At 66.5% G+C, this 23,565-nt stretch carries 19 protein-coding genes; 11 read left to right on the top strand and 8 right to left on the bottom strand.

The window, feature by feature from the left end; all coding sequences use genetic code 11:
• Positions 1–410: 410 nt before the first annotated feature.
• Positions 411–1,559: a PQQ-dependent sugar dehydrogenase gene (locus ABZ319_RS23150; RefSeq protein WP_354988542.1), complete on the bottom strand. Its 1,149-nt coding sequence runs from the start codon at positions 1,557–1,559 to the stop codon at positions 411–413.
• Positions 1,560–1,695: 136 nt separating this feature from the next.
• Here ABZ319_RS23150 and ABZ319_RS23145 point away from each other — a divergent pair, with 136 nt between their 5' ends.
• Positions 1,696–2,637 (top strand): DoxX family protein, encoded by a 942-nt coding sequence (locus ABZ319_RS23145; protein ID WP_354988541.1) that lies wholly within the window; start codon positions 1,696–1,698, stop codon positions 2,635–2,637.
• A gap of 250 nt (positions 2,638–2,887) precedes the next feature.
• On the opposite strand, the gene ABZ319_RS23140 is transcribed toward ABZ319_RS23145, so the two are convergent.
• The 3 genes from ABZ319_RS23140 to ABZ319_RS23130 all read right to left on the bottom strand — a co-directional run bounded on the left by ABZ319_RS23140 (position 2,888) and on the right by ABZ319_RS23130 (position 5,679).
• Positions 2,888–3,187: a hypothetical protein gene (locus ABZ319_RS23140; protein WP_354988540.1), complete on the bottom strand. Its 300-nt coding sequence runs from the start codon at positions 3,185–3,187 to the stop codon at positions 2,888–2,890.
• A 12-nt stretch (positions 3,188–3,199) separates the two neighbouring features.
• A complete protein-coding gene (gene ilvD, locus ABZ319_RS23135) occupies positions 3,200–5,041 on the bottom strand; it encodes a dihydroxy-acid dehydratase (RefSeq protein WP_354988539.1) in 1,842 nt (613 codons plus the stop codon).
• Positions 5,042–5,190: 149 nt separating this feature from the next.
• Positions 5,191–5,679, bottom strand: coding sequence for a PH domain-containing protein (locus ABZ319_RS23130; RefSeq protein WP_354988538.1), 489 nt, complete (start codon positions 5,677–5,679; stop codon positions 5,191–5,193).
• Between the two features lie 372 nt (positions 5,680–6,051).
• Here ABZ319_RS23130 and ABZ319_RS23125 point away from each other — a divergent pair, with 372 nt between their 5' ends.
• From ABZ319_RS23125 to ilvC, 3 genes are all read left to right on the top strand, one after another.
• A complete protein-coding gene (locus ABZ319_RS23125) occupies positions 6,052–8,001 on the top strand; it encodes an acetolactate synthase large subunit (RefSeq protein WP_354988537.1) in 1,950 nt (649 codons plus the stop codon).
• Complete coding sequence (gene ilvN, locus ABZ319_RS23120) at positions 7,998–8,501, top strand: acetolactate synthase small subunit (protein WP_153810031.1); 504 nt, start codon at positions 7,998–8,000, stop codon at positions 8,499–8,501. The genes ABZ319_RS23125 and ilvN overlap by 4 nt, the downstream gene beginning before the upstream one ends.
• A 108-nt stretch (positions 8,502–8,609) precedes the next feature.
• The gene (ilvC, locus tag ABZ319_RS23115; protein WP_354988543.1) at positions 8,610–9,611 is read left to right on the top strand and encodes a ketol-acid reductoisomerase; all 1,002 of its coding nucleotides are present in this window, start codon (positions 8,610–8,612) and stop codon (positions 9,609–9,611) included.
• A gap of 92 nt (positions 9,612–9,703) precedes the next feature.
• On the opposite strand, the gene ABZ319_RS23110 is transcribed toward ilvC, so the two are convergent.
• The gene (locus tag ABZ319_RS23110) at positions 9,704–10,369 is read right to left on the bottom strand and encodes a hypothetical protein (RefSeq protein ID WP_354988536.1); all 666 of its coding nucleotides are present in this window, start codon (positions 10,367–10,369) and stop codon (positions 9,704–9,706) included.
• Positions 10,370–10,447: 78 nt separating this feature from the next.
• Here ABZ319_RS23110 and ABZ319_RS23105 point away from each other — a divergent pair, with 78 nt between their 5' ends.
• Entirely contained in the window at positions 10,448–11,203 is a 756-nt protein-coding gene (locus ABZ319_RS23105; RefSeq protein ID WP_354988535.1) for a TetR/AcrR family transcriptional regulator, read from the top strand.
• A gap of 57 nt (positions 11,204–11,260) precedes the next feature.
• Here ABZ319_RS23105 and ABZ319_RS23100 read toward each other — a convergent pair whose 3' ends face one another.
• Together ABZ319_RS23100 and ABZ319_RS23095 are read right to left on the bottom strand one after the other, a co-directional pair.
• Complete coding sequence (locus ABZ319_RS23100) at positions 11,261–11,593, bottom strand: hypothetical protein (RefSeq protein ID WP_354988534.1); 333 nt, start codon at positions 11,591–11,593, stop codon at positions 11,261–11,263.
• A gap of 160 nt (positions 11,594–11,753) precedes the next feature.
• Positions 11,754–12,524 (bottom strand): SDR family oxidoreductase, encoded by a 771-nt coding sequence (locus ABZ319_RS23095; protein ID WP_354988533.1) that lies wholly within the window; start codon positions 12,522–12,524, stop codon positions 11,754–11,756.
• Positions 12,525–12,654: 130 nt separating this feature from the next.
• Between ABZ319_RS23095 and ABZ319_RS23090 the strand changes: the two genes are divergently transcribed.
• The 4 genes from ABZ319_RS23090 to ABZ319_RS23075 all read left to right on the top strand — a co-directional run bounded on the left by ABZ319_RS23090 (position 12,655) and on the right by ABZ319_RS23075 (position 18,900).
• Positions 12,655–13,263 carry a helix-turn-helix domain-containing protein gene (locus ABZ319_RS23090; RefSeq protein WP_354988532.1) on the top strand — a complete coding sequence of 203 codons (609 nt, stop codon included), beginning with the start codon at positions 12,655–12,657 and terminating at the stop codon, positions 13,261–13,263.
• A gap of 75 nt (positions 13,264–13,338) precedes the next feature.
• Positions 13,339–14,307: an alpha/beta fold hydrolase gene (locus ABZ319_RS23085; RefSeq protein ID WP_354988531.1), complete on the top strand. Its 969-nt coding sequence runs from the start codon at positions 13,339–13,341 to the stop codon at positions 14,305–14,307.
• A 206-nt stretch (positions 14,308–14,513) separates the two neighbouring features.
• Positions 14,514–15,971, top strand: coding sequence for an ATP-binding protein (locus ABZ319_RS23080; protein ID WP_354988530.1), 1,458 nt, complete (start codon positions 14,514–14,516; stop codon positions 15,969–15,971).
• A 130-nt stretch (positions 15,972–16,101) separates the two neighbouring features.
• Complete coding sequence (locus ABZ319_RS23075; RefSeq protein WP_354988529.1) at positions 16,102–18,900, top strand: Z1 domain-containing protein; 2,799 nt, start codon at positions 16,102–16,104, stop codon at positions 18,898–18,900.
• Positions 18,901–18,907: 7 nt separating this feature from the next.
• On the opposite strand, the gene ABZ319_RS23070 is transcribed toward ABZ319_RS23075, so the two are convergent.
• Entirely contained in the window at positions 18,908–20,128 is a 1,221-nt protein-coding gene (locus ABZ319_RS23070; protein WP_354988528.1) for a DNA cytosine methyltransferase, read from the bottom strand.
• 263 nt (positions 20,129–20,391) lie between these two features.
• Here ABZ319_RS23070 and ABZ319_RS23065 point away from each other — a divergent pair, with 263 nt between their 5' ends.
• Both ABZ319_RS23065 and ABZ319_RS23060 read left to right on the top strand, forming a co-directional pair.
• A complete protein-coding gene (locus tag ABZ319_RS23065) occupies positions 20,392–21,594 on the top strand; it encodes a DNA cytosine methyltransferase (protein ID WP_354988527.1) in 1,203 nt (400 codons plus the stop codon).
• A gap of 99 nt (positions 21,595–21,693) precedes the next feature.
• A complete protein-coding gene (locus ABZ319_RS23060; RefSeq protein WP_354988526.1) occupies positions 21,694–23,511 on the top strand; it encodes an ATP-binding protein in 1,818 nt (605 codons plus the stop codon).
• Positions 23,512–23,565 lie beyond the last annotated feature (54 nt).

The raw sequence follows: 23,565 nt of genomic DNA, 5'->3' as shown, positions 1-23,565 counted from the left end.
TAGATGGTGCTCGCCGCCTGCGGAGTCTCATGATTCCCCCAACCGCTGGCCCCCCTCGCGGTAGCTCTGCCACCTACTTGGCCCCACGACCAAATGGTCGTGCGCCGAAGTCGTTCGGGGGCATGCCGACAGGGTCACCGTGGTCACGGGCTCAACGCCACCCCCGCTGGTTGTGCCACCTGCGGTGCCTGCGCCACCTCGTGCGCTGCCCGTGCTGCCCGCGTCGGGCAAGGCGGTGCGACGGGCGTGGATTGTTGTCCCTGTTCGTGTCCCTGTCTGCGGCGGTCGTCGCGGGCGTGGCTCGGTTCTGTACAGGGTTCCGAACAGCGGTAGTGCTGAATGGCGGTGGCGCTGAACGACAGTGGCGCACAGCGATTGCTGTGCGCCACTGGTCCTCGAGCCGGTGCGGGTTAGTCCGGTCCGCTCCCGCTGCCCGAGGAGGGCGGTGGAATCCGTACGACGCGATCGTCGTACTGGTTCGGCTGCCCGTCGGTCTTGTTCACGGTCGAGACCCAGATCGTCCCGTCGCCGCCCATGGCCGCGCCGTCCAGGCGGCCGTACTTGTCCTGCGCGTACAGCGACGGGGCCGCGGTCACCGCGTGGGTCGTCTTGTCGGCCTGCGCGATCGCCAGCGCCTTCTGGTTGGTGAACGAGATCGCCACCCCGTCCGAGGCCGCCGCGCAGCCGGCCACGCCCGGACGGTCCGGCCAGCTCCACGCCACGGACGCGGCGCCGTCACCGGCCACGCGCTGCAGGCGATCCTCGGTGGCGGTGCGATCGGTGACCCAGATCGAGTCGGCGTGATCGGAGCACACCCCGCCCGCGGTGCCGATGCCGGCGAGCATCACCTGCGCGCTCGCGCCCGGTGCGGGACCGGTCACGCTCAACAGCTTTCCGGCCAGCGAGCCGTTGTCCGCCGCCGCGCCCGGGTTGCCGGTGTCGCCGGTCAGCACCAGCATCTTGTCGCCGGAGTGGAAGTCGATCGCGCCGCGATTGCCGGTGGCGCCCTTGGGGATTCCGGTCAGAATCGGCTTGGCCTCGCCGCCCTCGAGCGACACGCGCACCACGCGGTTGTCGCCGCCGGTGGTGGTGTAGGCGTAGATGAGCCCGTCCTCGCCGAAGCTGGGGGACAGGGTCAGCGAGGTCAGCCCGCCGTCGCCGGTGGGATCCACCGGCACCTTGGCCACCTCGATCGGCGCGGGCGGCTCGCCCTCCTCGGTGGCCACCACCTTGAGAATGCGGCCGGTGAGCCGCTCGCCCACCAGGGCGCTGACCCCGTCCGGCAGCGAGACCAGCCCGCCGGTGGTGTCCAGGCACGAAACCACCACGGCCGGATCGGGATCCACGCACGGCAGATCGGGGCGCTTGGGTGCGGAGGAGGGCGCCTTGGGATCCTTGGTGCCCAGATCGGCGTCCTGCCAGGCGGGCTCGGTGGTGAACGGGCTCGAGGCGCGATCGTCGAATCGCGCGCAGCCCGACAGCAGTACGGCACCGAGGGTCACGACGAGCGCGACTTTCCGCGCGCCCACCCCGACACGGCCGCCAGCAACCAAACTCATGCTCCAGACGTTACGGAAAACCCGGCGCGGATGCGCGGACGGGGGTGGGCCATTCTTCGCAGGCCCGGCGAACTGGACGGTGGACACGCCCGCGACTGCCGTGTGTCGAGCGCCTCGGACGCATACGCTGACCCGCGTGACAGAGAAGCCTAACGAGCCGTCCACCGGTGCGCCGGGCGGCGAAACGCCCGCGACCGCACCTCGGCCGGTAGGTGAACCGGTCCGCTCACCGTACGATTCGGCGCCGACCGAGCAGTTCACCACCTCCGGCTCACTCCCCGCGTTCAGCAAGGATCAGCCCGCCAAGGATCTCCCGCGCACCGACGAGGATCTGGGTTTGGATCCGGAGGTGCCGGTCTACTCCGCGGTCCGGGAGGAGATCACCGCGAGCTCGGGCGCGTCGCCCGCGAACGCCGCGGCGGCGAGCGAGCCCGCGGCGGTCGACGCCGCGGCCCCGACCTACGCCTTCGCCAGCATTCCGCCCGCCCCACCCGGACCGGGCGAGTCGAACGGCAGGCTGCGCCGGCGCGGCGACGATCGGCGCGGCACCCTCGACCTCGGACTCCTGCTGCTGCGCTTGATGATCGGCGGCACCTTCATCTACCACGGCCTGCAGAAGCTGACCGGCTGGTTCAACGGCCCCGGCCTCGAAGGCACCCGCGACATGATGGAGAGCGGCGGCTGGAAGCACGCCGACATCGCCGCCAGCCTGCTCATGGTCGGCGAACTCGGCGGCGGCATCCTGATCGTGCTGGGCCTGGCCACCCCGCTGGCCGCCGGCGCGGTGCTCGCGGTGATCCTGGACGCCTGGATGTGGAAACAAGGCATGATCCCCGGCGTCCAGTACAACGCGGGCACCAAGTCCGGCGTGGAGATCGACTCGATCCTGGCCGGTGCGGCCGCCGCCCTGATCCTGACCGGCCCCGGCCGCCTCTCCCTCGACCGCAACCGCGGCTGGGCCACCCGCCCCTTCCTCGGCTCCCTCGCGGCCCTGGTCGCCGCGATCGCCGCCGCGATCGCGACCTACATCTACCTCCACGGCGGCAACCCCCTGACCGGCATCGGCCCCTTCGCCTGACCCGAACCGCGAACGGCCGGGCGATCCACTGGATCGCCCGGCCGTTTCACATCCCACGGGGCTCGCGGGTGCAGCCCCGCGAGGGTTCCACGTCCGCTTCGGTCGGCGGGCAGGGCTCAGAGGGAGAGCCTCGGCGACCTACTCCCGCTTCGCGCCGTTGGGCTGGGCACGAGGGGTTTCGCGGGGGAAGCCCCCGCGAATCTTTCTTCATCCCACGGGGGCAGCGGGGGCTCGCCCCCGCAAACCCCCGTCACCACTGGGTGGCGTTGAACCGCTCCCATTCCTGGAACGTCTCCTGGTGCAACCGCAGCACCTCGCCCGACTTCGCGTCGATCTGCTCGGTCAGCATCGCGCGATGCTGACCGATCCGCGCCGCGTCGGCGGGGGCCGCGAACAGCTCGGCGTTGTCGAGCTCGCGCGCCTCGGCGGCGAGTTCCTCCGCCTCGGCGAGCAATTCGCGCGCCCGGGAATTGCGCAGGTCCGAGCGCTCCAACATGGCCGAGTACTCGGCCAGCATCGTGTCGGCCTTGCCGACGTATTCGATTGTCATCTCAGCTCATTCCTACGGCACGTGCCGCACGGCGCCCTTGTCGGCGGAGGTGGCCAGCGCGGCGTAGGCGCGCAGGGCGGTGGTCACCGGGCGTTCCCGGTTCACCGGCTGCCACGGACGTTCGGAGGCTTCCATCTTCGCGCGGCGCTCGGCCAGCACGGCGTCGTCGACCAGCAGTTCCAGTGCGCGGGTGTGCACGTCGATCCGGATGCGGTCGCCGTTCTCGATCAGGCCGATCGCGCCGCCGCCCGCCGCCTCGGGCGACATGTGCCCGATCGACAGACCGGAGGTGCCGCCGGAGAACCGGCCGTCGGTGATGAGCGCGCAGACCTTGCCCAGGCCCATGCCCTTGAGGAACGAGGTCGGGTGCAGCATCTCCTGCATGCCCGGCCCGCCCTTGGGACCCTCGTAGCGGACGACGACGACATCGCCGGGCTGAATCTTCTTGCCCAGGATCAGCGAGACGGCCTCCTCCTGGGATTCGACCACCACGGCCGGGCCCTCGAAGGTGAACAGCTCCTCGTCGATGCCCGCGGTCTTGAGGATCGCGCCGTCGAGCGCGATGTTGCCGCGCAGCACGCAGAGCCCGCCCTCGACCGTGTAGGCGTTGGCGATGTCGCGGATGCAGCCGCCGGCCGCGTCGGTGTCCAGCGAGGACCAGCGGTTGTCGGTGGAGAACGGCTCGGTGGTGCGCACACCGCCGGGCGCGGCGTGGAAGAGCTCGACGGCCTCGTCGGAAGCCTTGCCGGAGCGGATATCCCACTCGTCCAGCCACTCGTCGAACGATGCGGTGTGCACGGTGCTGACATCGGTCTCGAGCAGGCCGCCGCGGCGCAATTCGCCGAGCAGGGCCGGGATTCCGCCGGCGCGGTGCACATCCTCCATGTGGTAATCGGAGTTGGGCGAGACCTTGGACAGGCACGGCACGCGGCGCGAGATCGCGTCGATGTCGGACAGATCGAAGTCGATCTCGCCCTCCTGCGCCGCGGCCAGGGTGTGCAGCACGGTGTTGGTCGATCCGCCCATGGCCACGTCCAGGGCCATGGCGTTGCGGAAAGCCTTGACGTTGGCGATGTTTCGCGGCAGCACCGAGGCGTCGTCGTCGCGGTACCAGCGGTTGGCCGCGTCCACGATGACCCGACCGGCCCGCTGGAACAGCGCCCGCCGCGCGGAATGCGTTGCGAGGGTGGAGCCGTTGCCGGGCAGCGCCAGACCCAGGGCCTCGGTGAGGCAGTTCATGGAGTTGGCGGTGAACATGCCCGAGCACGAGCCACAGGTCGGGCACGCGCTGCGCTCGACCTCGCTCAGGCCCTCCTCGGTGACGACCTGCGAGGCGCTGGCGGAGATGGCGGTGATGAGGTCGGTCGGCGCGTGCGCCACACCGTCCACCACGACGGCCTTGCCGGCCTCCATCGGCCCGCCCGAGACGAACACGGCCGGGATGTTCAGCCGCATCGCGGCGTTCAGCATGCCGGGAGTGATCTTGTCGCAGTTGGAGATGCAGACCAGGGCGTCGGCGGTGTGCGCGTTGGCCATGTATTCGACCGAGTCGGCGATGATCTCGCGCGAGGGCAGCGAGTAGAGCATGCCGCCGTGACCCATGGCGATACCGTCGTCGACCGCGATGGTGTGGAACTCGCGCGGTACGCCGCCCGCCGCCCGGACCGCCTCGGCCACGATCTCGCCGACGTCCTTCAGATGCACGTGGCCCGGGACGAACTGGGTGTACGAGTTCGCGATGGCGACGATCGGCTTACCGAAGTCGGAGTCGGTCAGGCCCGTCGCGCGCCATAGCGAGCGAGCGCCCGCGGCATTGCGTCCGACGGTGGTGGTTCGTGAGCGAAGCGGTGGCATGAGTTTCGGGTCCTCGGATTTCTCGTCGCAGGGGGCTGTTCGGCGACTGCGCCGCATAGGTCGGCGGAGTGCACAACGTTACTCCCGCGCCCGGTAATCCCCGTCAGCGGCCGAAACCTCGCACCCCGACACGCGGCGTGTGCGGATGTCTAGGAGTGCTTGTCGCCCTCGGTGCCGTTGTCGCCCTCGGCCTTCGGCGTCTGCTCGCCGGGTGCGGCGTCCTCGTCCGCCACCGCTTCGATGTCTTCGGCATCCTCCGCCGCGTCCGCGTCCAGCGGTTCCACGAACGGATCCGGGATGCGCCCGTTGGACGCCTCGACCAGTGCCGAGAGCCGGTCGTAGCTCACGCCGGGCAGGCTCGCGTCCGAGTCGTCGGCCAGATGCAGTTGCAGCCAGCCGCGTTTGGGGATGCGCAGCCCGCGCACGTCCGCCCAGTCGATGTGCCGGCTGGAGAACATGCTGCGGGTGTCGATGCCGGATTCGGAGACCCGGGTCCGGGAGCGCTCGATCCACACCGCCAGCGCGAGCGGTATGGCGAACAACACCCACAGCACCTTCGGGGCCCCGAAGAACGGGAAAGCCACGGAGAACAGCAGGAGGAAGACCCCGAGATGCGCGAGTCGCGGGAGGCGGATCACGCGACCCGTGTCCGATCCTGCGTCGGGCGTATGGGACGATCGAGCCGGTGGCACGGACTGATGCGGTGATGACACACCCCCATCCTCGCATTGTGTTGAACGAACCCGAACAACCGCTCTGTCTCACATAATGAGACACACATGGTCAGATGTTTGACTCAGCGGCTCATGCACACATACCGTCGTGCGCGTGAATCGATTCGAGTTGCTCGTAATCGGCCGGCGCGTCCAGCGCTGAGCCGACGACTATAGGTCTATTACGTCAGCTCGCAGCTGCGACGCGCCACCCTCGAACAGCCATGGCTGTCGAGGGCTTTTTTGTGTTCAGGCAAGTCCATGAACTCCGAACGACAGAGCAGTAAGGAACAGACGGTGAGCGCACCTACCGCCCGACCCGGGCCCTCGGCCCGGCGGCCCGCGCCCGCGGCCCCCGCGGCCCCGGCTCCGGCCACCCCGAATCGTCGCCAGGTCCCGCCCGAGCGGGTCACCGGCGCGCAGTCTGTTGTCCGCTCCCTCGAGGAGCTCGGCGTCGACACGGTATTCGGTATTCCGGGCGGTGCGATTCTTCCGGTCTACGATCCGCTGTTCGACTCGGTGAAGGTCCGCCACGTGCTGGTGCGCCATGAGCAGGGCGGCGGCCACGCGGCCACCGGCTACGCCCAGGCCACCGGCAAGGTCGGTGTGTGCATGGCCACGTCCGGTCCGGGCGCGACCAACCTGGTGACCCCGATCGCCGACGCGCAGATGGACTCGGTCCCGCTGGTGGCGATCACCGGTCAGGTCGGCCGCAGCCTCATCGGCACCGACGCGTTCCAGGAAGCCGACATCTCCGGCATCACCATGGCGTGTACCAAGCACAACTTCCTGGTGACCGACCCGATCGACATCCCGCGCATGCTCGCCGAGGCGTTCTACCTCGCCGCGTCGGGCCGCCCGGGCGCGGTCCTGGTCGACATCCCCAAGGACGTGCTGCAGGCCCAGACCACCTTCAGCTGGCCGCCGGAGATGCGCCTGCCCGGCTACCGTCCGGTCACCAAGCCGCACGGCAAGCAGGTGCGCGAGGCCGCCCGCATGATCATGGAAGCCAAGGCGCCCGTGCTCTACGTCGGCGGCGGCGTCATCAAGGCCGACGCGCACGCCGAGCTGCTCGAGCTGGCGGAACTGACCGGCATCCCGGTCGTGACGACCCTCATGGCCCGCGGCTCGTTCCCCGACACGCACACCCTGAACATGGGCATGCCCGGCATGCACGGCACCGTCGGCGCGGTCGCGGCCCTGCAGAAGTCGGACCTGCTGATCACCCTCGGCGCGCGTTTCGACGACCGCGTCACCGGTCAGCTGGACTCCTTCGCGCCCGGCGCCAAGGTCATCCACGCCGACATCGACCCGGCCGAGATCGGCAAGAACCGGCACGCGGACGTCCCGATCGTGGGCGACTGCCGCGAGGTCATCGCCGAGCTGATCGAGACCCTCAAGTCCGATCCGGCCGCCGGCGACGCCCCGCTGCTGAACCTCACCGAATGGTGGACCTACCTGTCCGGCGTGCGCGATCAGTACCCGCTGGGCTGGAAGACCCCGTCCGACGGTTCGCTCTCGCCCGAGTTCGTCATCGAGAAGCTGGGCCAGCTCGCCGGTCCCGACGCGATCTACTGCGCGGGCGTCGGCCAGCACCAGATGTGGGCCGCGCAGTTCATCAAGTACGAGAAGCCGCGCACCTGGCTGAACTCCGGTGGCCTGGGCACCATGGGCTACTCGGTGCCCGCCGCGATGGGCGCCAAGATGGGCATGCCGGACCGCGAGGTCTGGGCCATCGACGGCGACGGCTGCTTCCAGATGACCAATCAGGAACTGGCGACCTGTGCCGTCGAGGGCGTGCCGATCAAGGTCGCGCTCATCAACAACGGCAACCTGGGCATGGTCCGCCAGTGGCAGACCCTGTTCTACGACAAGCGCTACTCCAACACCGATCTGGGCACGCATACCCTGCGCATCCCGGACTTCGTGAAGCTCGCGGAAGCCCTGGGCTGCCACGGCATTCGCGTGGAGAAGGAAGAGGACGTCGAGGCCGCGATCCGCGAGGCGCAGTCGATCAACGACCGGCCCGTGGTGATCGACTTCATCGTCGGCAAGGACGCGCAGGTGTGGCCGATGGTCGCCGCCGGCACCTCCAACGACGAGATCATGGCCGCGCGCGGCATCCGCCCGCTGTTCGACGACGACGAGGCCGTCGACGAGCCCGCGGTGATCCACGAGGCCATGTCGCACGAGAAGGCCACGCTCACCGCCCACGAGAAGGCCGCCCAGAAGGGGACCGAGGAATGAGCACGACCCACACCCTGTCCGTGCTCGTCGAGGACAAGCCGGGCGTGCTCGCGCGCGTCGCGTCGCTGTTCTCCCGCCGCGGGTTCAATATCGAGTCGCTGGCGGTGGGCGGTACCGAGATTCCCGAGATCTCGCGTATGACCATCGTCGTCACGGTCGAGGATCTGCCGCTCGAGCAGGTGACCAAGCAGCTGAACAAGCTGGTCAACGTCATCAAGATCGTCGAGCAGGACGACGACAGCTCGGTTGCCCGCGAACTGATCCTGGTGAAGGTGCGCGCGGACGCCAGTGTGCGCACCCAGGTCATCGAGGCCGTGAACCTGTTCCGCGCCAAGGTGATCGACGTTTCGCCCGACGCGCTCACGATCGAGGCGACCGGTACCCGTTCCAAGCTCGACGCCCTGCTGCGCATGATGGAGCCGTACGGCATCCGTGAGATCGTGCAGTCCGGAGTCGTCGCGGTGGGCCGCGGGCCCAAGTCCATCACCGCAACTCGCTAGTAACCGGCCGCCCCGGCGGCCAATCGATCGTCATCCCGGCAAGCTGTGCCGGGATCACACATAGCTCAGACACAGAATCAGAAGGAGATACCCAAAGTGGCAGTCGAGATGTTCTACGACGACGACGCCGACCTGTCGATCATCCAGGGCCGCAAGGTCGCCGTGATCGGCTACGGCAGCCAGGGCCACGCGCACTCGCTGAGCCTGCGCGATTCCGGCGTCGAGGTCCGCGTCGGCCTGACCGAGGGCTCCAAGTCCCGCCCGAAGGCCGAAGAGGCAGGTCTGACCGTCGGCACCCCCGCCGAGGTCTCCGCCTGGGCCGACGTGATCATGGTCCTCGCGCCCGACACCGCGCAGGCCTCGATCTTCACCAACGACATCGAGCCCAACCTGAAGGACGGCGACGCGCTGTTCTTCGGCCACGGCCTGAACATCCACTTCGGTCTGATCAAGGCTCCGGCCAACGTCACCGTCGCGATGGTCGCCCCGAAGGGCCCCGGCCACCTGGTGCGTCGTCAGTACGTCGACGGCAAGGGCGTTCCGGCCCTGATCGCCGTGGACCAGGACCCGAAGGGCGAGGGCCAGGCCCTGGCGCTGTCCTACGCGAAGGCCATCGGTGGCGCGCGCGCCGGCGTCATCAAGACCACCTTCAAGGAAGAGACCGAGACCGACCTGTTCGGTGAGCAGGCCGTGCTCTGCGGTGGCACCGAGGAGCTCGTCAAGACCGGCTTCGAGGTCATGGTCGAGGCCGGCTACGCGCCCGAGATGGCGTACTTCGAGGTCCTGCACGAGCTGAAGCTGATCGTCGACCTCATGTACGAGGGCGGCATCGCCCGCATGAACTACTCGGTGTCCGACACCGCGGAGTTCGGTGGCTACCTGTCGGGCCCGCGCGTCATCGACGCCGGCACCAAGGAGCGCATGAAGGCGATCCTGTCCGACATCCAGGACGGCACCTTCGTCAAGCGCCTCGTGGCCAACGTCGAGAACGGCAACACCGAGCTCGAGGGCCTGCGCAAGGCCAACGCCGAGCACCCGATCGAGGTCACCGGCGCGAAGCTGCGCGGCCTGATGAGCTGGGTCGACCGCCCGATCACCGAAACCGCGTAAGGTTTTCTGATCGCTGAAAGGCCCGGCACTCCTGGTGAGTGCCGGGCCTTTCGCGTGTCCGGGGCGGGGAGTGCGTTGCCGCGCGGCTCATCTCAGTGCGCGACCGCGCGCTCCGGAGTGCCCGGTTCGACCCCGGACCGTCCGCGGACCAGCGCGACGCCCGCGGCGACGAGCCAGGTCATGGTCAGCGCGCCCATCGTGGCGGTGGTGCCCCAGCCGTTGGCGGCGTAGAAGTTCGCCGGGGTGTTCCCGAAGAACAGCGATGGCGTGAAGGCGAGGTTGAGGGCCGCGAGGAGGTACGCGGTGCGGGCGGCCCAGCGGGGGAGCAGGGCGGTGCGGTGGACGGCGTACGCGGTGGCGGCGAACATCAGCGCTTCCAGGAAGCGGGAGATCGTGCCGTAGAGGATGTAGGTGCCGCTGACGGTGATGGTCGGGTCGATGGGGTCGGGGGACTGGATCGTCGCGCCGACCTCGAGGCCGGTGGCCACGAGAACCATGGCGAGCCACAGTAATCCGGCGTTGGTGATCAGCGCCCCGAGCCAATCCAGTTCGGGCAGTGCGCGCTTGACGAGTTGGCCCAGGCCGGTGAAGAACACGAGCAGCGCCATCATGCCCGCGAGGCCGAACAGGGCGCGGGTCAGGATGTTCCAGTCCGGCGGGGGACCGGCGTAGACGAAGTAGAGCGGGAGCTGGACGAAGGTGAGTCCGGCGCCGAGCAGGGCGGCGGCTCCGGTGAGGCGGCGGAGGTCGATGGCCATGCCCGCAATAGTATAAGACTTATACTATAAGGTCTATGCTAAAGTTTCCGGTCGCAAACCCTGTGATCGGAGGCGTTGGTGTCGGACCGCGAAGTACCCGGTGACCTGGCGCGCCTGTGGCGATTGCCCACCGGCTCGCGCCTGGGCCGGCGCGCGGAACTGGATGTGGATCGCGTCGTCGCGACGGCCGTGGAACTGGCCGATCGCGAGGGCGCCGCGGGCGCGACGCTGCCCAAAATCGCGGCCGCGCTGAGCGTTACGCCGATGTCGCTGTACCGGCACGTCGGATCCAAGGACGAACTCGTGGCCCTGATGGGCGACGCCGCCTTCGGCCCGGTGCCGGAATCGCTCGCGGCGCGGGGGGAGTGGCGCGCGGATCTGCGCGAGTGGGCGCTGGCGCAATGCGCGGTGTTCCAAGCGCATCCGTGGCTGGCGCAGTGGCCGATCACCGGCCCGCCGCGCGGGCCGCACGCCATCGCCTGGATGGACGCCGGCCTGCGCGCGCTGCGCCCGACCGGCCTGGACTGGGGTGCGAAGATCGGCGTGATCACCGTGCTCGGCGGTTACGTCCGGCAGGGTTTCGACCTGGAGCGGCAGTTGCGCGACAGCAGGACCGCGGCCGCGCTCGACGAATCGCAGGCGCTGGCGAACTACGGCCGCGATCTGACGGGACTGCTCGACGCCGGCCGGTTACCCGATATCGCGGCGCTTTTCGATTCCGGGATCTTCGAATCGATTCCGCCGGAGCCGGACTCCGCCGCCGCGTCGATGAGCGAGGATTTCCACTTCGGCCTGGAATTGATTCTCGACGGGGTGGCGGCCGCGGTGAAATGACACCGCGCACGAAAAGGCCCGGCGCCCCCAACAGGCGCCGGGCCTTTCATTCTCGGGTCAGCTGCTGCCGAACATGCCGCGCGGCACGACCTGCTGCCACCCGTGGTTATCGCGCCAGCCGGGCTTGGGATTGTCGTTGTGCCACCGGCCGTGGTGATGGTTGTCGTTGTTGGCCCACGGGTTGTCGGCATTCCAGCCGGGCCAGGGGTTGCGATCATTGCGGTCCGGTCCGTGCGGCCGGGACACCTCGGTGACCTGGGTATCGAGCGGAACATCCGCCAGGGCCGGTGCGGCCGCTGCGGCAAGGGGTACCGCAGCGATCGCGCCAACGATGGCTATCCGAGCAATAATCTTTTGTGCGGAAACAAATTTCGTAGTGCTCATGGACACACACTGTGCCTCATGTGGCTACCGGAAAAACACAGTCCGCAGCAGATTCACAGATAGTTCAGGGCGGGCGTACACCTTCGGGATGACTCTTCTCAGGGGGTTTCCCCGAGTTTCACCGTGCGCCAACCCCACTGGACATTTCGGGCATACCGCCGACTGATCAGTAGTGCGTGCCGCCGTCGATGCGGATCTCGGTGCCGGTGATGAAGGCGCCGTCGTCCGAGGCGAGCATGGCGACCACCCCGGCCACGGTGTCGGGCGAGGCGAAACCCTGTCCGATGCCGGGCGCGAGCTTCATGAACAGGCTCAGGTCGGCGTCCTCGGGCAGGCCCGGCCCGCGGCCGTCGGTCATGTCGCTGGAGATCGAACCCGGCGCGACGGCGACTACGCGCAGTCCCTGCTTGCTGTATTCCGCGGCGAGCGCGTGCGTCATGGACATGATGCCGCCCTTGGACGCGGCGTACGCGCTCATGTACGGGTGCGCGAAGAACGCGGAGGTGGAGGTGAAGTTGACGATCACGCCCTTGTCCGAGGCCAGCAGCGCGGGCAGCGCCTCGCGAATCATGAGGAAGGTGCCGGTGAGGTTCACGGTGATGATCTTGTTGAAGTCGTCGAGGGACATCTCATGGGTGTGTGCCGAGCGCAGGATGCCCGCGGCGTTGATCAGCGCGTCGATGCCGCCGAGCGTCTCGACAGCGGTGGCCACGCCCGCTCGCACCGACTCCTCGTTGCCGATGTCGATCGCGACGGTCCGCAGTCGATCGGCGTGCCCCTGGTCGGCGGCCTGCTTCGCGGTCTCGGCGAGCCCGGCCTCGTTGATGTCGGCCGCTACGACCTGCCCACTCTCGGACAGGACCCGGTGCACGGTGGCCCGGCCGATGCCCGAACCCGCGCCGGTGATCAGTACTCGGCGATCGGTGAAACGCTCCATTGCGAACTTCTCCTCTGTCTGTCTCGCCCCGCCCCACTAATTGACACGTTACGCCTGAGTGGCACGTCGTGCCATACTGGCATCCGAAGACTAGGATGAGCTCGACCACTCACCGAGCAAAGGACCCCGCATGCCCACCTCGGAGCCCGGCCGTCCCTCGCTGGCCGAACGCCGCCGCGCCGAGACGCGCCTGGACATCGCGCGCACCGCCGCGCGCCTGTTCGCCGACCACGGGACCGCCGAGGTCACCGCCGAACAGATCGCCGCGGCCTCGGGGGTGGGCCTGCGCACCTTCTACCGCTACGCGCGCACCAAACAGGACGCGGTCGAGCCGATGCTCACCACCGGCGCCCAACGCTGGTTCGAGACGATCGCGGCGGGTCCGCGCCGGCTGCCGACCCTCGGCGAACTCGAGGCCGCCGCGGTGCGGGCGCTGAGCATCGCCGACGGCGAGGACTTCGAGCTCACCCGGGGACTGCTGCGCGCCATGGAGAACGACCCGGCGCTGCGGGACGTGTGGCATCGCATCAATCTCGACGGCGAACGTGAATTGCGCACGGTCCTGGCCGAATTGGCCGGTCCGGACGCGGATCCGGTCCGCCTGCGCCTGCTCGCCGCCGCGGCCGCGGGTGCGATCCGCATCGCGCTCGAGGAATGGGCGGTCGCCTCCCCGCCCGATCCGGTCGACCCCGCCGCGCTCGTCGTGCGCTGCATGCGGGCGCTCGGCGCCGGTATCTGATCGGCGTTTCGTCCCCATTCCGCTGGTTTTCGACCGATAAGGTACGCCGAGCGATCTTCTGGCTACCCACTGTCCGTGTCGACCAGCGGAGGCATCGAGTTGCATCGAATCTGTAGTCGCATAACCCTTTCCCTGGCCGCGGTGACGGGGCTTTTCCTGGCCACCGGCACCGCCGCCGCCGAGCCCGAGCAACTCCCGGTCAATTACTCCGTCGCGCAATGGTTCATCGACGCGAACACCGCGAAGCCCCCGTTCAACCCGCCGGGCGCGAACGACTGGCCCTGCGTCCCGACCGCCGCGCACCCCGAACCGGTGGTCCTGGTGCACGGCGTGCTCGGCAACGGCGGCGGCTGGCCCGCCATGGCGCCGCTGCTGCACAACAACGGCTACTGCGTCTACTCGGTCACCTACGGCATCTACCCGAGTCAGTCCGGCCCGATCGCGGGCATGGGCGGTATGGAGCCGATCCCGCAGTCCAGCAACGAGTTGCGGGACTTCGTCAACCGCGTCCTGGACTCGACCGGGGCCTCGAAGGTCAACCTGCTGACCTGGTCCGAGGGCACCCTGGTCGGCGCGCACTACCTGCTGTTCAACGGCGGCGACCAGGTGGTGTCCAAGACCTTCAACCTCGTTCCGATCTGGGCGGGCACCCACGTCGCCGACCCGGTGGTGAACGCGGCCGCGGGTCTGGGCGTGGACCAGGCGGTCTTCGACGCCCTGCGCCCGATCTGCCAGGGCTGCGTGGACATGCTCCCGGTCTCGGGCTTCATCAAGAATCTGCAGGCCGCAGGGGTTTACGCACCGGGCGTGCAGTACACCAATCTGGTGACCCGCGCCGACACCGAGGTCGTGCCGTACACCAGCGGTGTGCGCGAGGCCCCGAACGCGACGAACATCGTGTTGCAGGACGTCTGCCCGGTGAACTTCGCGGGGCACAACAGCGTGTCGGTGGATCCGACGGTGGCGGCGCTGATGCTGAATACGTTCAGCCCGGGGTCGGTGGCCGAAATCCCGTGCGCGCCAAGCCCGAGTCCGTACATCTGATCGAATCGGTGTATCCCGAATCCGGGTAGATCGGTCAATTGATCGGTTACCCACGCGTATTCGGTAACGCCGGCACTCGAGTCGCGAATCATTGGCTAGAGTGCTCGTTCGGGTGTTATCTGTTCTCTGGGGTGGTCATGGCGCAGGCGTGGAAGTTCGATGTCCCGACAATCGGGAGTAAACGACTTCCACCCGATGCGCGCTATATGGAAGCGCTGACCAGTCAGGGCTACGGCTTCGACGCCGCCATCGCCGATCTGGTCGACAATTCCATCGACGCCGGCGCGCGGGACGTGGTCATCCACTTCCTGCGCGACGGCGATCGGCTGGTGAGCCTGCTGATCATCGACGACGGCCGCGGCATGACCGAGGACGAGCTCGACATCGCCATGACGGTCGGCGGCCGCCGGGATTACAGCGCGGGTTCGCTCGGGATGTTCGGCACGGGCCTCAAGTCCGCGTCGCTGAGCCACGCCGCCGCGGTGACGGTGGTCAGCCGCACCCGCACCAGCCGCCCCGCCGGCCGTCAATGGGTGATGGAACACGCGAAGTCCGGGTTCCAGTGCGACATAGTCGAACCCGGCTACGCCCAGCAGCTGATCGACCGCTACAACGGCAACCCGATCACGTGGCAGGGCACGGTGGTGCGCTGGGACGGGGTGAAGGACTTCCCCCGCAACGGCGGCCTGGAGCAGACCGAGCGCTACTTGTCCCGGACGATCAATTCGCTGAGCATGCACCTCGGGCTGCAGCTGCACCGCTATCTCGCGCGCGAGAACTTCAACATCACGATCGCCGTGGAGGACATCACGTCCGGGACGGTGGTGATGGATTTCGGGGTGCTCCCGGTGGATCCGTTCGGCTACCCGGTGACGGGCAACCAAGACTTTCCCCGCACGTTCACGGTGGATCTCCCCGCGGCGGGACCGACGCAACTCTCCGCCCACATCTGGCCCCCGAAATCCTCCCTGCCGCAGTTCCGCGCGATCGGCTCGCTGCAGAGCACGCAGGGGTTCTACCTGTATCGGAACGATCGTCTGGTGCAGGCCGGCGGCTGGAACAACTATCGGCAGCCCGAGCAGCATCTGGTTCTGGCGCGGGTGGCGGTGGAACTGCCCGACAATGCCGGTGACACGTTCCGCCTGACGGTGAAGAAGGACGGCGTGGAGGTGTCGCCGGAGTTCATCGCGGCCCTCGACACGGCGGTGGACGACACCGGCACGAAGTTCGCCGAGTACCTCACCGCCGCCGACCACACCTACCGCGAGGCCCGCAAACGCGCGGGGGTGGAACGCAAACCGGTGATCCCTCCGGGCAAGGGCCTGGATTCCTCGGTGCGGGAAGCGATCTCCGAAGAGCTCCCGTACCTGATCGGCGAGGAGCCGATAGCCCTGCGCTGGGAGCCGTTCGAGACAGACGCCTTCTTCGACCTGGACCGTGAGGGGCGGGCGATCCTGCTGAACCAGCGGTACCGGGCTGCGATCCTGGGCGGGCGGCGCGGAGGGTTGAACGATGCGCCGGTGATCAAGTCATTGCTGTATCTGATGCTGCACGAGGTGTTTCAGCGTGAGCGGGCGGGGAGCCGGGAGAAGGACACGCTGGCGCTGTGGCAGTCGGTGCTGACTGCGGCGGCGCGGGCCGAGCAGAGTCGACTGGAAGCGTAGGGCGGGGAATCATGAGCAACGACCTTCGAATCGCGCTGCATACCGCGGTTTTGGCCGATATGGCGGGGAGCCGGCCGAAGCGGCTGGAGCGGGCGATGCGGTATCAGGCGGAGGATTGGCGGGGGCGGAGGTGTTCGCGCGGGAAGAGGACTTCCGTCAGGAAATCCTGCCCGCGAGCGGGCAACTCGTCGACATGTGGCGTAAGCAGCTGCGCACCTGGGACTTCGCGAACTCGGTGGTGTGGTCCGAGGCGTCCGCGGCAACGGATGAGCGGCGTGCCGACATCTATCGTCAGCTCGAGCTGGACCCGGCGACGGCGAAGCTCCTCGACGCCGCTGCTCCGGTGATCACCGCGCCCAAGCCTGTTGTCATCAGCAGCGAGTTCGTGCCCTGGTACTCGACGCATCAGAGTCGCCCGTTCTACTGGCCTATGTACGCCGAGCTCTTGAGCCGAAAGGGCTGGCCCGACCACGCGATCACGGCGTTGGACATGGCGACCGAGAGTGTGGTGGAACGGCTCTCGGATCCGACTCGGCCCGAGGCATACCAATCCAAGGGGCTCGTCGTCGGCTATGTCCAGTCCGGCAAGACCGCCAACTTCACCGGCGTGATCGCCCGTGCGATGGACGCCGGCTACCGGCTCGTCATCGTCCTGGGCGGCACCCTGAATCTGCTCCGTGACCAGACCCAGCGTCGCCTCGACATGGAGCTGGTCGGCCGCGAGAACGTTCTGTGCGGCGCGAGCGAGTTCGAGTCCGACTACGCGGACGATCCGGAGTGGATCCAACGGAACTTCATCGAGTTCGGTGCATCGCCTTCGGTCCTCGGAGGCTTCGACATCCACCGCCTCACCACCCGCTACGACGACTACAAGAGCCTGCTGCAGGGCATCGTCGCCCTGGAATTCGAGAAGCAGGAGCCCGCCCTGCCGCTCTACGACCCGGTTAACCTGCACCGTGCCTCGGCCCGACTCATGGTGGTGAAGAAGAACAAGTCGGTGCTGGCCAAACTGGTCAAGGACCTCAACAAGATTCGGACTCCGCTGGATCAGATCCCCGTTCTGATCATCGATGACGAGTCCGACGAGGCGTCGGTCAACACCTCCAAGCCTAAGCCCGACGGCGATCGAACCGCAATCAACGAGAAGATCTCCCAGTTGCTCAGCCTGCTGCCGCGGGCGCAGTACGTGGGCTACACGGCCACCCCGTACGCGAATGTCTTCGTCGACCCGAGCGATAGCGCGGATATCTTCCCCAAGGACTTCATCATCTCCTTGGAACGACCGAACGGGTACATGGGCGCGGCCGACTTCCACGACCTGGATTCGGCTGACTCCGAGGAGATTCGCACCGTCGCAGACTCGAACGAACTGGCTCACGTTCGCGACGTCGTGGTCACCGACGATGACGACACCGGACCGCTGCGCCGCGCCATGGACATGTTCGTCCTGACCGCGGCCATGAAGCTCTATCGCGTCGAGGTCGAGGGTGTCGGCCTGGACCGCTACCGCCACCACACCATGCTGATTCACGAGTCCAATTGGGTGGAGTCGCACCGCGAACTGCTCGGCCGGGTCACCCAACTGTGGTGGAAGGCAGGCTATTCCAGCGCCGCGGGCTTCGAACGACTGCGTGAGCTCTTCGACACCGACCTGGCCCCCGTCTCCGCGGTTCGCGCGGCAGGCCATGCCGTCCCCGAGAGTTTCGACGACCTCCAACGCTTCATCGGCCCGGCGGTCATGAACATCGGCGGTGATCAGCAGCCGATCATCGTGGTCAACGGCGACAAGGACATCGAGACCGGCACGGCTGATTTCGACCGCCGCTCCATCTGGAAGATCCTGATCGGCGGCCAGAAGCTCTCCCGAGGCTTCACCGTGGAAGGCCTGACCGTCACCTACTTCCGCCGCCGCGCCTCGAACGCCTCCGCCCTGATGCAGATGGGCCGCTGGTTCGGCTTCCGCAAGGGCTACCGAGATCTGGTGCGGCTGTACATCGGTCGCGAGGAGGAGCACGGGAAACAGGGGATCGACCTCTACAAGGCCTTCGAGGCGGTGTGCCTGGACGAGGAGTCCTTCCGCAACGAGCTGCGGCAGTACGCGGAGGCTGTGGACGGTGTGCCACAGGTGACCCCGGCGCAGGTGCCGCCGCTGGTGTCCCAACATCATCCGTTGTTGAAGCCGACGACGGCCAACAAGATGTTCAACGCCAAGCTGGTCGAGATTCAAAGCGCCGGTCGCTGGGAGGAGCCGACGGCCTACCCCGACAAGGTCGCGGATCTGCGCCACAACTCCAAGCTCTGGCTCCCGGTCGTGGAGTCCCTGTCCGTCGAAACCCGCCCTCTCGCCTACCACTTCGGCGTCGATCTCGGCACCCACGCGTTCACCGCCCGGGTCGGCGCACTCTCCGCCGCGGCGGCCCTGGCACTCTTCGAGTCTCTCCGCTGGTGTGCGCCCAGCCAGTTCGAGCCCCACCTGGCCTACCTTCGCGAGATCACGAACCGCGGCATGGTCGACGACTGGGCGGTACTGGCACCCCAGCACAACCGACCGGGCAGACGAATCAGCTTCGGCTCCAACGCATCCGACGTCTCCTGGTTCGAGCGCGACAGGCGTCGCGCTCCGCTGTTCGGCGCCATCAGCGATCCCAAACATCGCGGGGTGTCGCTGCGCATCGCCGGTGCGCTGGGCGACTCGGGCGATGTCGGCACGGAACGCCTCGTGGCCGACCGCCGAGGCGCGATCACGCTGTATCCCATGATCGAGCCCGACGCCCGCGCCGACGCGAACCGGGCAGGCACGATCGACCTGGGGCGGGTCGTGATGGGCTTCGGTTTCGTGGCCCCGGCCACGGCTCGGACGTTGGGTGATCGGACCGTTCGATTCACGACTCATGATTCGTCGAAAGACGCGGCGATCATCGACGCGTGAGTACGCGTCAGGCGGAAATACTCCGACCGCGTTCTCTATCGGCTGCGAGTACGTCGATGATCGATCGACCGACCGCCTTCGCGACCGGAGGCGGAAATGCATTGCCCACCTGTCGGTACTGCGCCGTCTTCCCGCCCGAAAAGCTCCACTCGGGAGGGAAGCCCTGGATGATCGATGCCTGCGCCACGGTCAGCATGGGACCGTCCGGGCGCAGGAGATCACGCTCCTGAGTTTTGTTCGCGACGGATGTCGCAATGTCGTTCGCGATACCCATCGGATCGATGCCCAGCTTCCGCCAGGCGGCCTTGGCTCGGCTGGGGCCGAGGTCTCCGCCGCCGTGCTTTTTCGAGCCGCCGACCAGTGTTGGTGCCACCCCACCGATCGCTGCTCGGGCCAACCAGCGATCGAAAGCCGGCCGGCGAACGGATGCGGGAACCGAGGACTCGAAGCGCTCCCGCATCGAGGGCTCCAAGGCGCGTGCGACAGTGCACCGCTCTTCTGTCGTCGCGGTAGGCCATTCGTACTTCGAATCGGCGAGGACGTCATTCCGAAGAGCGACGAGTATCGCTCGCGGTCGGAGCTGCGGGACGCCGAAGTCACTCGCCTCCAGAACATCCCACCGGCAGACGGTGTACCCGAGCCCGTCGTCTTCGGCGAACTGACCCTCGGTGTCATCGAAATACACACCGCCTTCCAGTCTCGCGATGATCCAGTCGCGGTACTTCTTGAATTTCGGGTCCATGACCCCGCGGACGTTCTCGATCAGTACAGCGCGCGGGAGGAGAGTCTCGACGAGTTCGATCATTCGGGGGAAGAGATCGCGGTCGTCATGCCTGCCCAGCTGTTTCCCCGCGTGTGAGAACGGTGGACACGGCACTCCCCCTGCGAGGAGGTCCAGCTCACCTCGACGCAGTGCTTCTGATGTTCGCGCCATGTCCCGGAACGGGTCGAACTCCTTGACATCCATCTCGAAGACCTCACAGTGCTCGCCCTCCCACTGCCAGGTATGAATGTTGTGCTCCAGCGTCTGCACTGCGTGCTGGTCGAGCTCGACCAGAGCGAGATGCCCGAATCCAGCCTGACGCAGGCCGATGGCCTGTCCGCCGGCCCCGGCGCAGATCTCGATCGAGGTGAACTCGGGCTGTGCTGTCCGGTCCTGCGGGTTCTGCTGTGACCGGTGCGTCGGTCGGACTGCGCCGTGACTGTCGATAAGGCTTAGTTGGCTCACGAGATCGCCCTTCGTGCGGCCGCTCGATTGTGTGCGAGCTGTTCTTCGGGACCATAGCTAGAGGTACCGACAAATCGGATGAAACCTTCGGTGGCGCAGGGCAATGCGCGCAGGTGGGTGGCCTCGAGGGATGGTGTGAAGGCTGGCAATCAGCTCACGATGACAGGCCTCGATGAGTGGGATCACTCAGTAGGTGCGCGAAGTTGGAGCATCGAGAGAGTTGACAATCAACGTGTACGACCGCACGTCTAGGATCTGGTCACATGCCCTCTGAACCGACGGATGACGCCTTGTTCCATGACGCCGACCGTCCTTCATGCGTCAAGATGATCGACCTGTTCGCCGGACCGGGTGGATTGGACGTTGCCGCTCGGTGGCTGGGCCTTGCTTCTGTCGGCATCGAGCTGGACGAGGACGCCTGCAAGACTCGCATCGCCGCAGGACTCGGTACGCGGCAGGCCAATGCGTGCAAGGTCGAGCTGCTCGACGAGTTCCCGAACGCCACGATCCTCACGGGCGGACCGCCGTGCCAGACCTACTCGGTGGCTGGGTCCGGCGCGGGCCGCAAGGCCCTTGATCAGATCTATGACCTGATCAAGCGCATGGTGAACGATGAGAATATCGATGACGAACTGCACTCGCTCGAACGAACCGGCCTAGTGCTGCAGCCGTTGCGGTGGGCTCTCGCGGCGATAGCGAAGAAACGCCCATTTGAGACGATCGTGCTGGAACAGGTGCCGACCGTAAAGCCGGTGTGGGAAGCGATTGCCAAGGAGCTGCGCAAGCACGGCTATGAGGTGCGAGTCGAAATCGTGCACACCGAGGATTTCGGGGTGCCGCAAACCCGACGTCGTGCGATCTTGATTGCCTGCCTTCGGAGGGCCGCACATGCCCCCGAGGAAACGCATCGAAGGTACAACAAGCGTGTCTCCCGTAGTGAAGGTAGGTCGGACCTGCTGCCGTGGACAACGATGGGCGAGGCGCTTCCCGCCCGGGAGTACAGCTTCGACGTGGTATCGAACTACGGAACGGGCGGCAATCCGAAACTGCGCGGGAAACGTCGATCCGATGAGCCGTCGGCGACCGTGACCGGCAAGGTTCGTCGAAACCGAATCTATTCGAGCGGTGAGGAAGTCGATCGATTCGATCCGGCGGAAGCCGGTCGGCTACAAACCTTCCCGATCGACTATCCCTGGTCGGGCCAAGACCCATACCAGCAGATAGGGAACGCGATCCCGCCACGCGTCGGGGCGCATATCCTGGCCGCGGCCATCCATGGAAAACGCCCCAGCGAGGAGTCGCTGGATGCTGCTGTCCGCGGAACTTGGAGTGCGGTGCGCGTTGGCGAGCATCGGCTGGAACTTGAATCATTCATCCGTCCCGGCGAGGTAGCGGGTTTCCTCGATGGTGAAGGTCGGCCACTCGTCGTCGACTTGGGTGCGATGTCGGCCGTCGGCAATTGCTGATCGATTCCTGTAGCATAAGCGCCTCGTAGTGAGATCGCTTGGCTGAGAACGGATCCCGACCATCGGATCGGTCAGCCGGTGCGGATGGGGAGAGCGGCTTTGGGAATCGGATCGGCGTCCAAGGATGTGCTTGCGACGCAGCACGACAAGCTGAGTGGGATGTGGGCGTCGGGCCAGTTCGAGCCTGCGGTGCGATACATCAGATTTCCGCACTTCCGCAATCTCGAACCAGGTTTGAGGATTGATTTTTCGCATCCTATCACCGCGCTCGTCGGTCCGAATGGCACGAACAAGTCGTCTATCCTGAGGGCGTTGCAGGGCTGTCCCGAGGGGCAGAATATCGGACGGTTCTGGTTCGGAACACCCCTAGACGCGATCCCATCCGATGAACGCCACCGCTTCATCTACGGACGTTGGTCCGCGTCGGTGAAGGACATTGTCGAGGTTGTTCAGATTCGTCGCGCACGACGTGATTCCGAGTCGGGCGATGCAAGCCCTGACTACTTCGAATCCAATGCTCCGTTGATATCTGACGGAATGGCCAAGATGCCAGTCTGGAATCCGCTTCATGCGGGCGACAGAAACAGAACCAGGTGGAAGGCAATCGAAAAGGAAGTCGTGTACTTCGACTTCAGGGCTGAAATCTCTGCCTTCGATAAATTCTTCTACCACAACGACTCGAATATTCAGGGTCGCTCACTGATCAGATACGACGAGCAGCTGAAGCAACGAAAAGAGATTCTCGCGGAGAGGTCTCGGCATGTGAAGTCGATTCTTGACCGTCGGCACTCATCGTTTCGGCCGGGTGGAAAGGAACTGGTGGTCGAGCCACCGCGGTCCTTGTCCCAACCAGAACTCGAAACCGTCAGTCATATTCTGGGACGCAACTATACCAACATCGACATCGTTAATCACCGCGCGTTCCGCGCTACGGGAGTCACGGCGCGGATGTCGACCGAGCATTTCGGATACACCGAGGCATGGGCAGGCAGCGGTGAGTTTGCGGTGATCAGGCTCGTCGCATTGATCAGCACTTGCCCGGAGCGGGCGTTGGTCTTGCTTGATGAGCCGGAGGTTTCTCTGCATCCGGGTGCCCAAGCCCGATTGATGGATTTCCTGGTCGACAGCACGAAAACACGACGCCTGCAGGTAGTTATCGCTACGCATTCGCCGACGATCGTCAATACGCTCCCTCCCGGTGCGATCAAGGTGCTGGAACGCGGTCCTTCTCGTGGCCGAGTGGCGGTTCGTTCTCAGGCGTCTCTCCCCGTGGAGGCGTTCGTGGCCCTGGAGCACAACATCGAGAAAAAGACCATCTTCGTGGAAGATCGTCTGGCGCGAGCCATCGTTATGCATGTGCTTCGGCTAGACGGCGAACTACGTCTGCAGTCCGTCGATGTGAAGGTGCAACCAGGTGGCGCCTCGACCCTTCGAGCGAAATCATTGCCCATTTGGGCGATCGAGGGACGCAAGGACGTTCTCATACTGCTCGACGGTGACCAAAGGCCCACCGAGGACGTGCCACTACCGGAAAATGTGTCAGAGTCCGATATGCCGAAAGTTGCCAGCCGAATCACAGGGTCGGCGAAACCTGAGATTCCCGCGAATACTGGTGGACCGACGGTCGACGCCTGGAAAGCTGTAATCGACTTCGGCGGACAGCGGGTGCGATATTTGCCCGGGCGGGAACCAGATGCGTGGCTCGCTGAGATCGTCGATCCATCTGCAGAGGGCATCGGCGATGGAAAGCGCTGGTGGAATGAGCGCGCGAAGTTTCAGCTCGGCCGACTTTCGTCGGAATCATCGACATCCGACGAGCAGTTCGTCTGCCAGGCGCAGGAGATCTCCAAGATTCCGAAGGATCATCCCGACTTGATTGAGATCCGGGCAATAGTTGAAGAGTTCTTGAACTCGTAGAACCCGTTCGAGCGCCTGCGGGCGGCCATGGTGTCAGGGTGCTTGTCCGCACCC

It is taken from the genome of Nocardia sp. NPDC005978, from assembly GCF_040614455.1.
GTDB lineage: Bacteria > Actinomycetota > Actinomycetes > Mycobacteriales > Mycobacteriaceae > Nocardia.
This window is presented reverse-complemented; position numbering and strand designations above follow the sequence as displayed.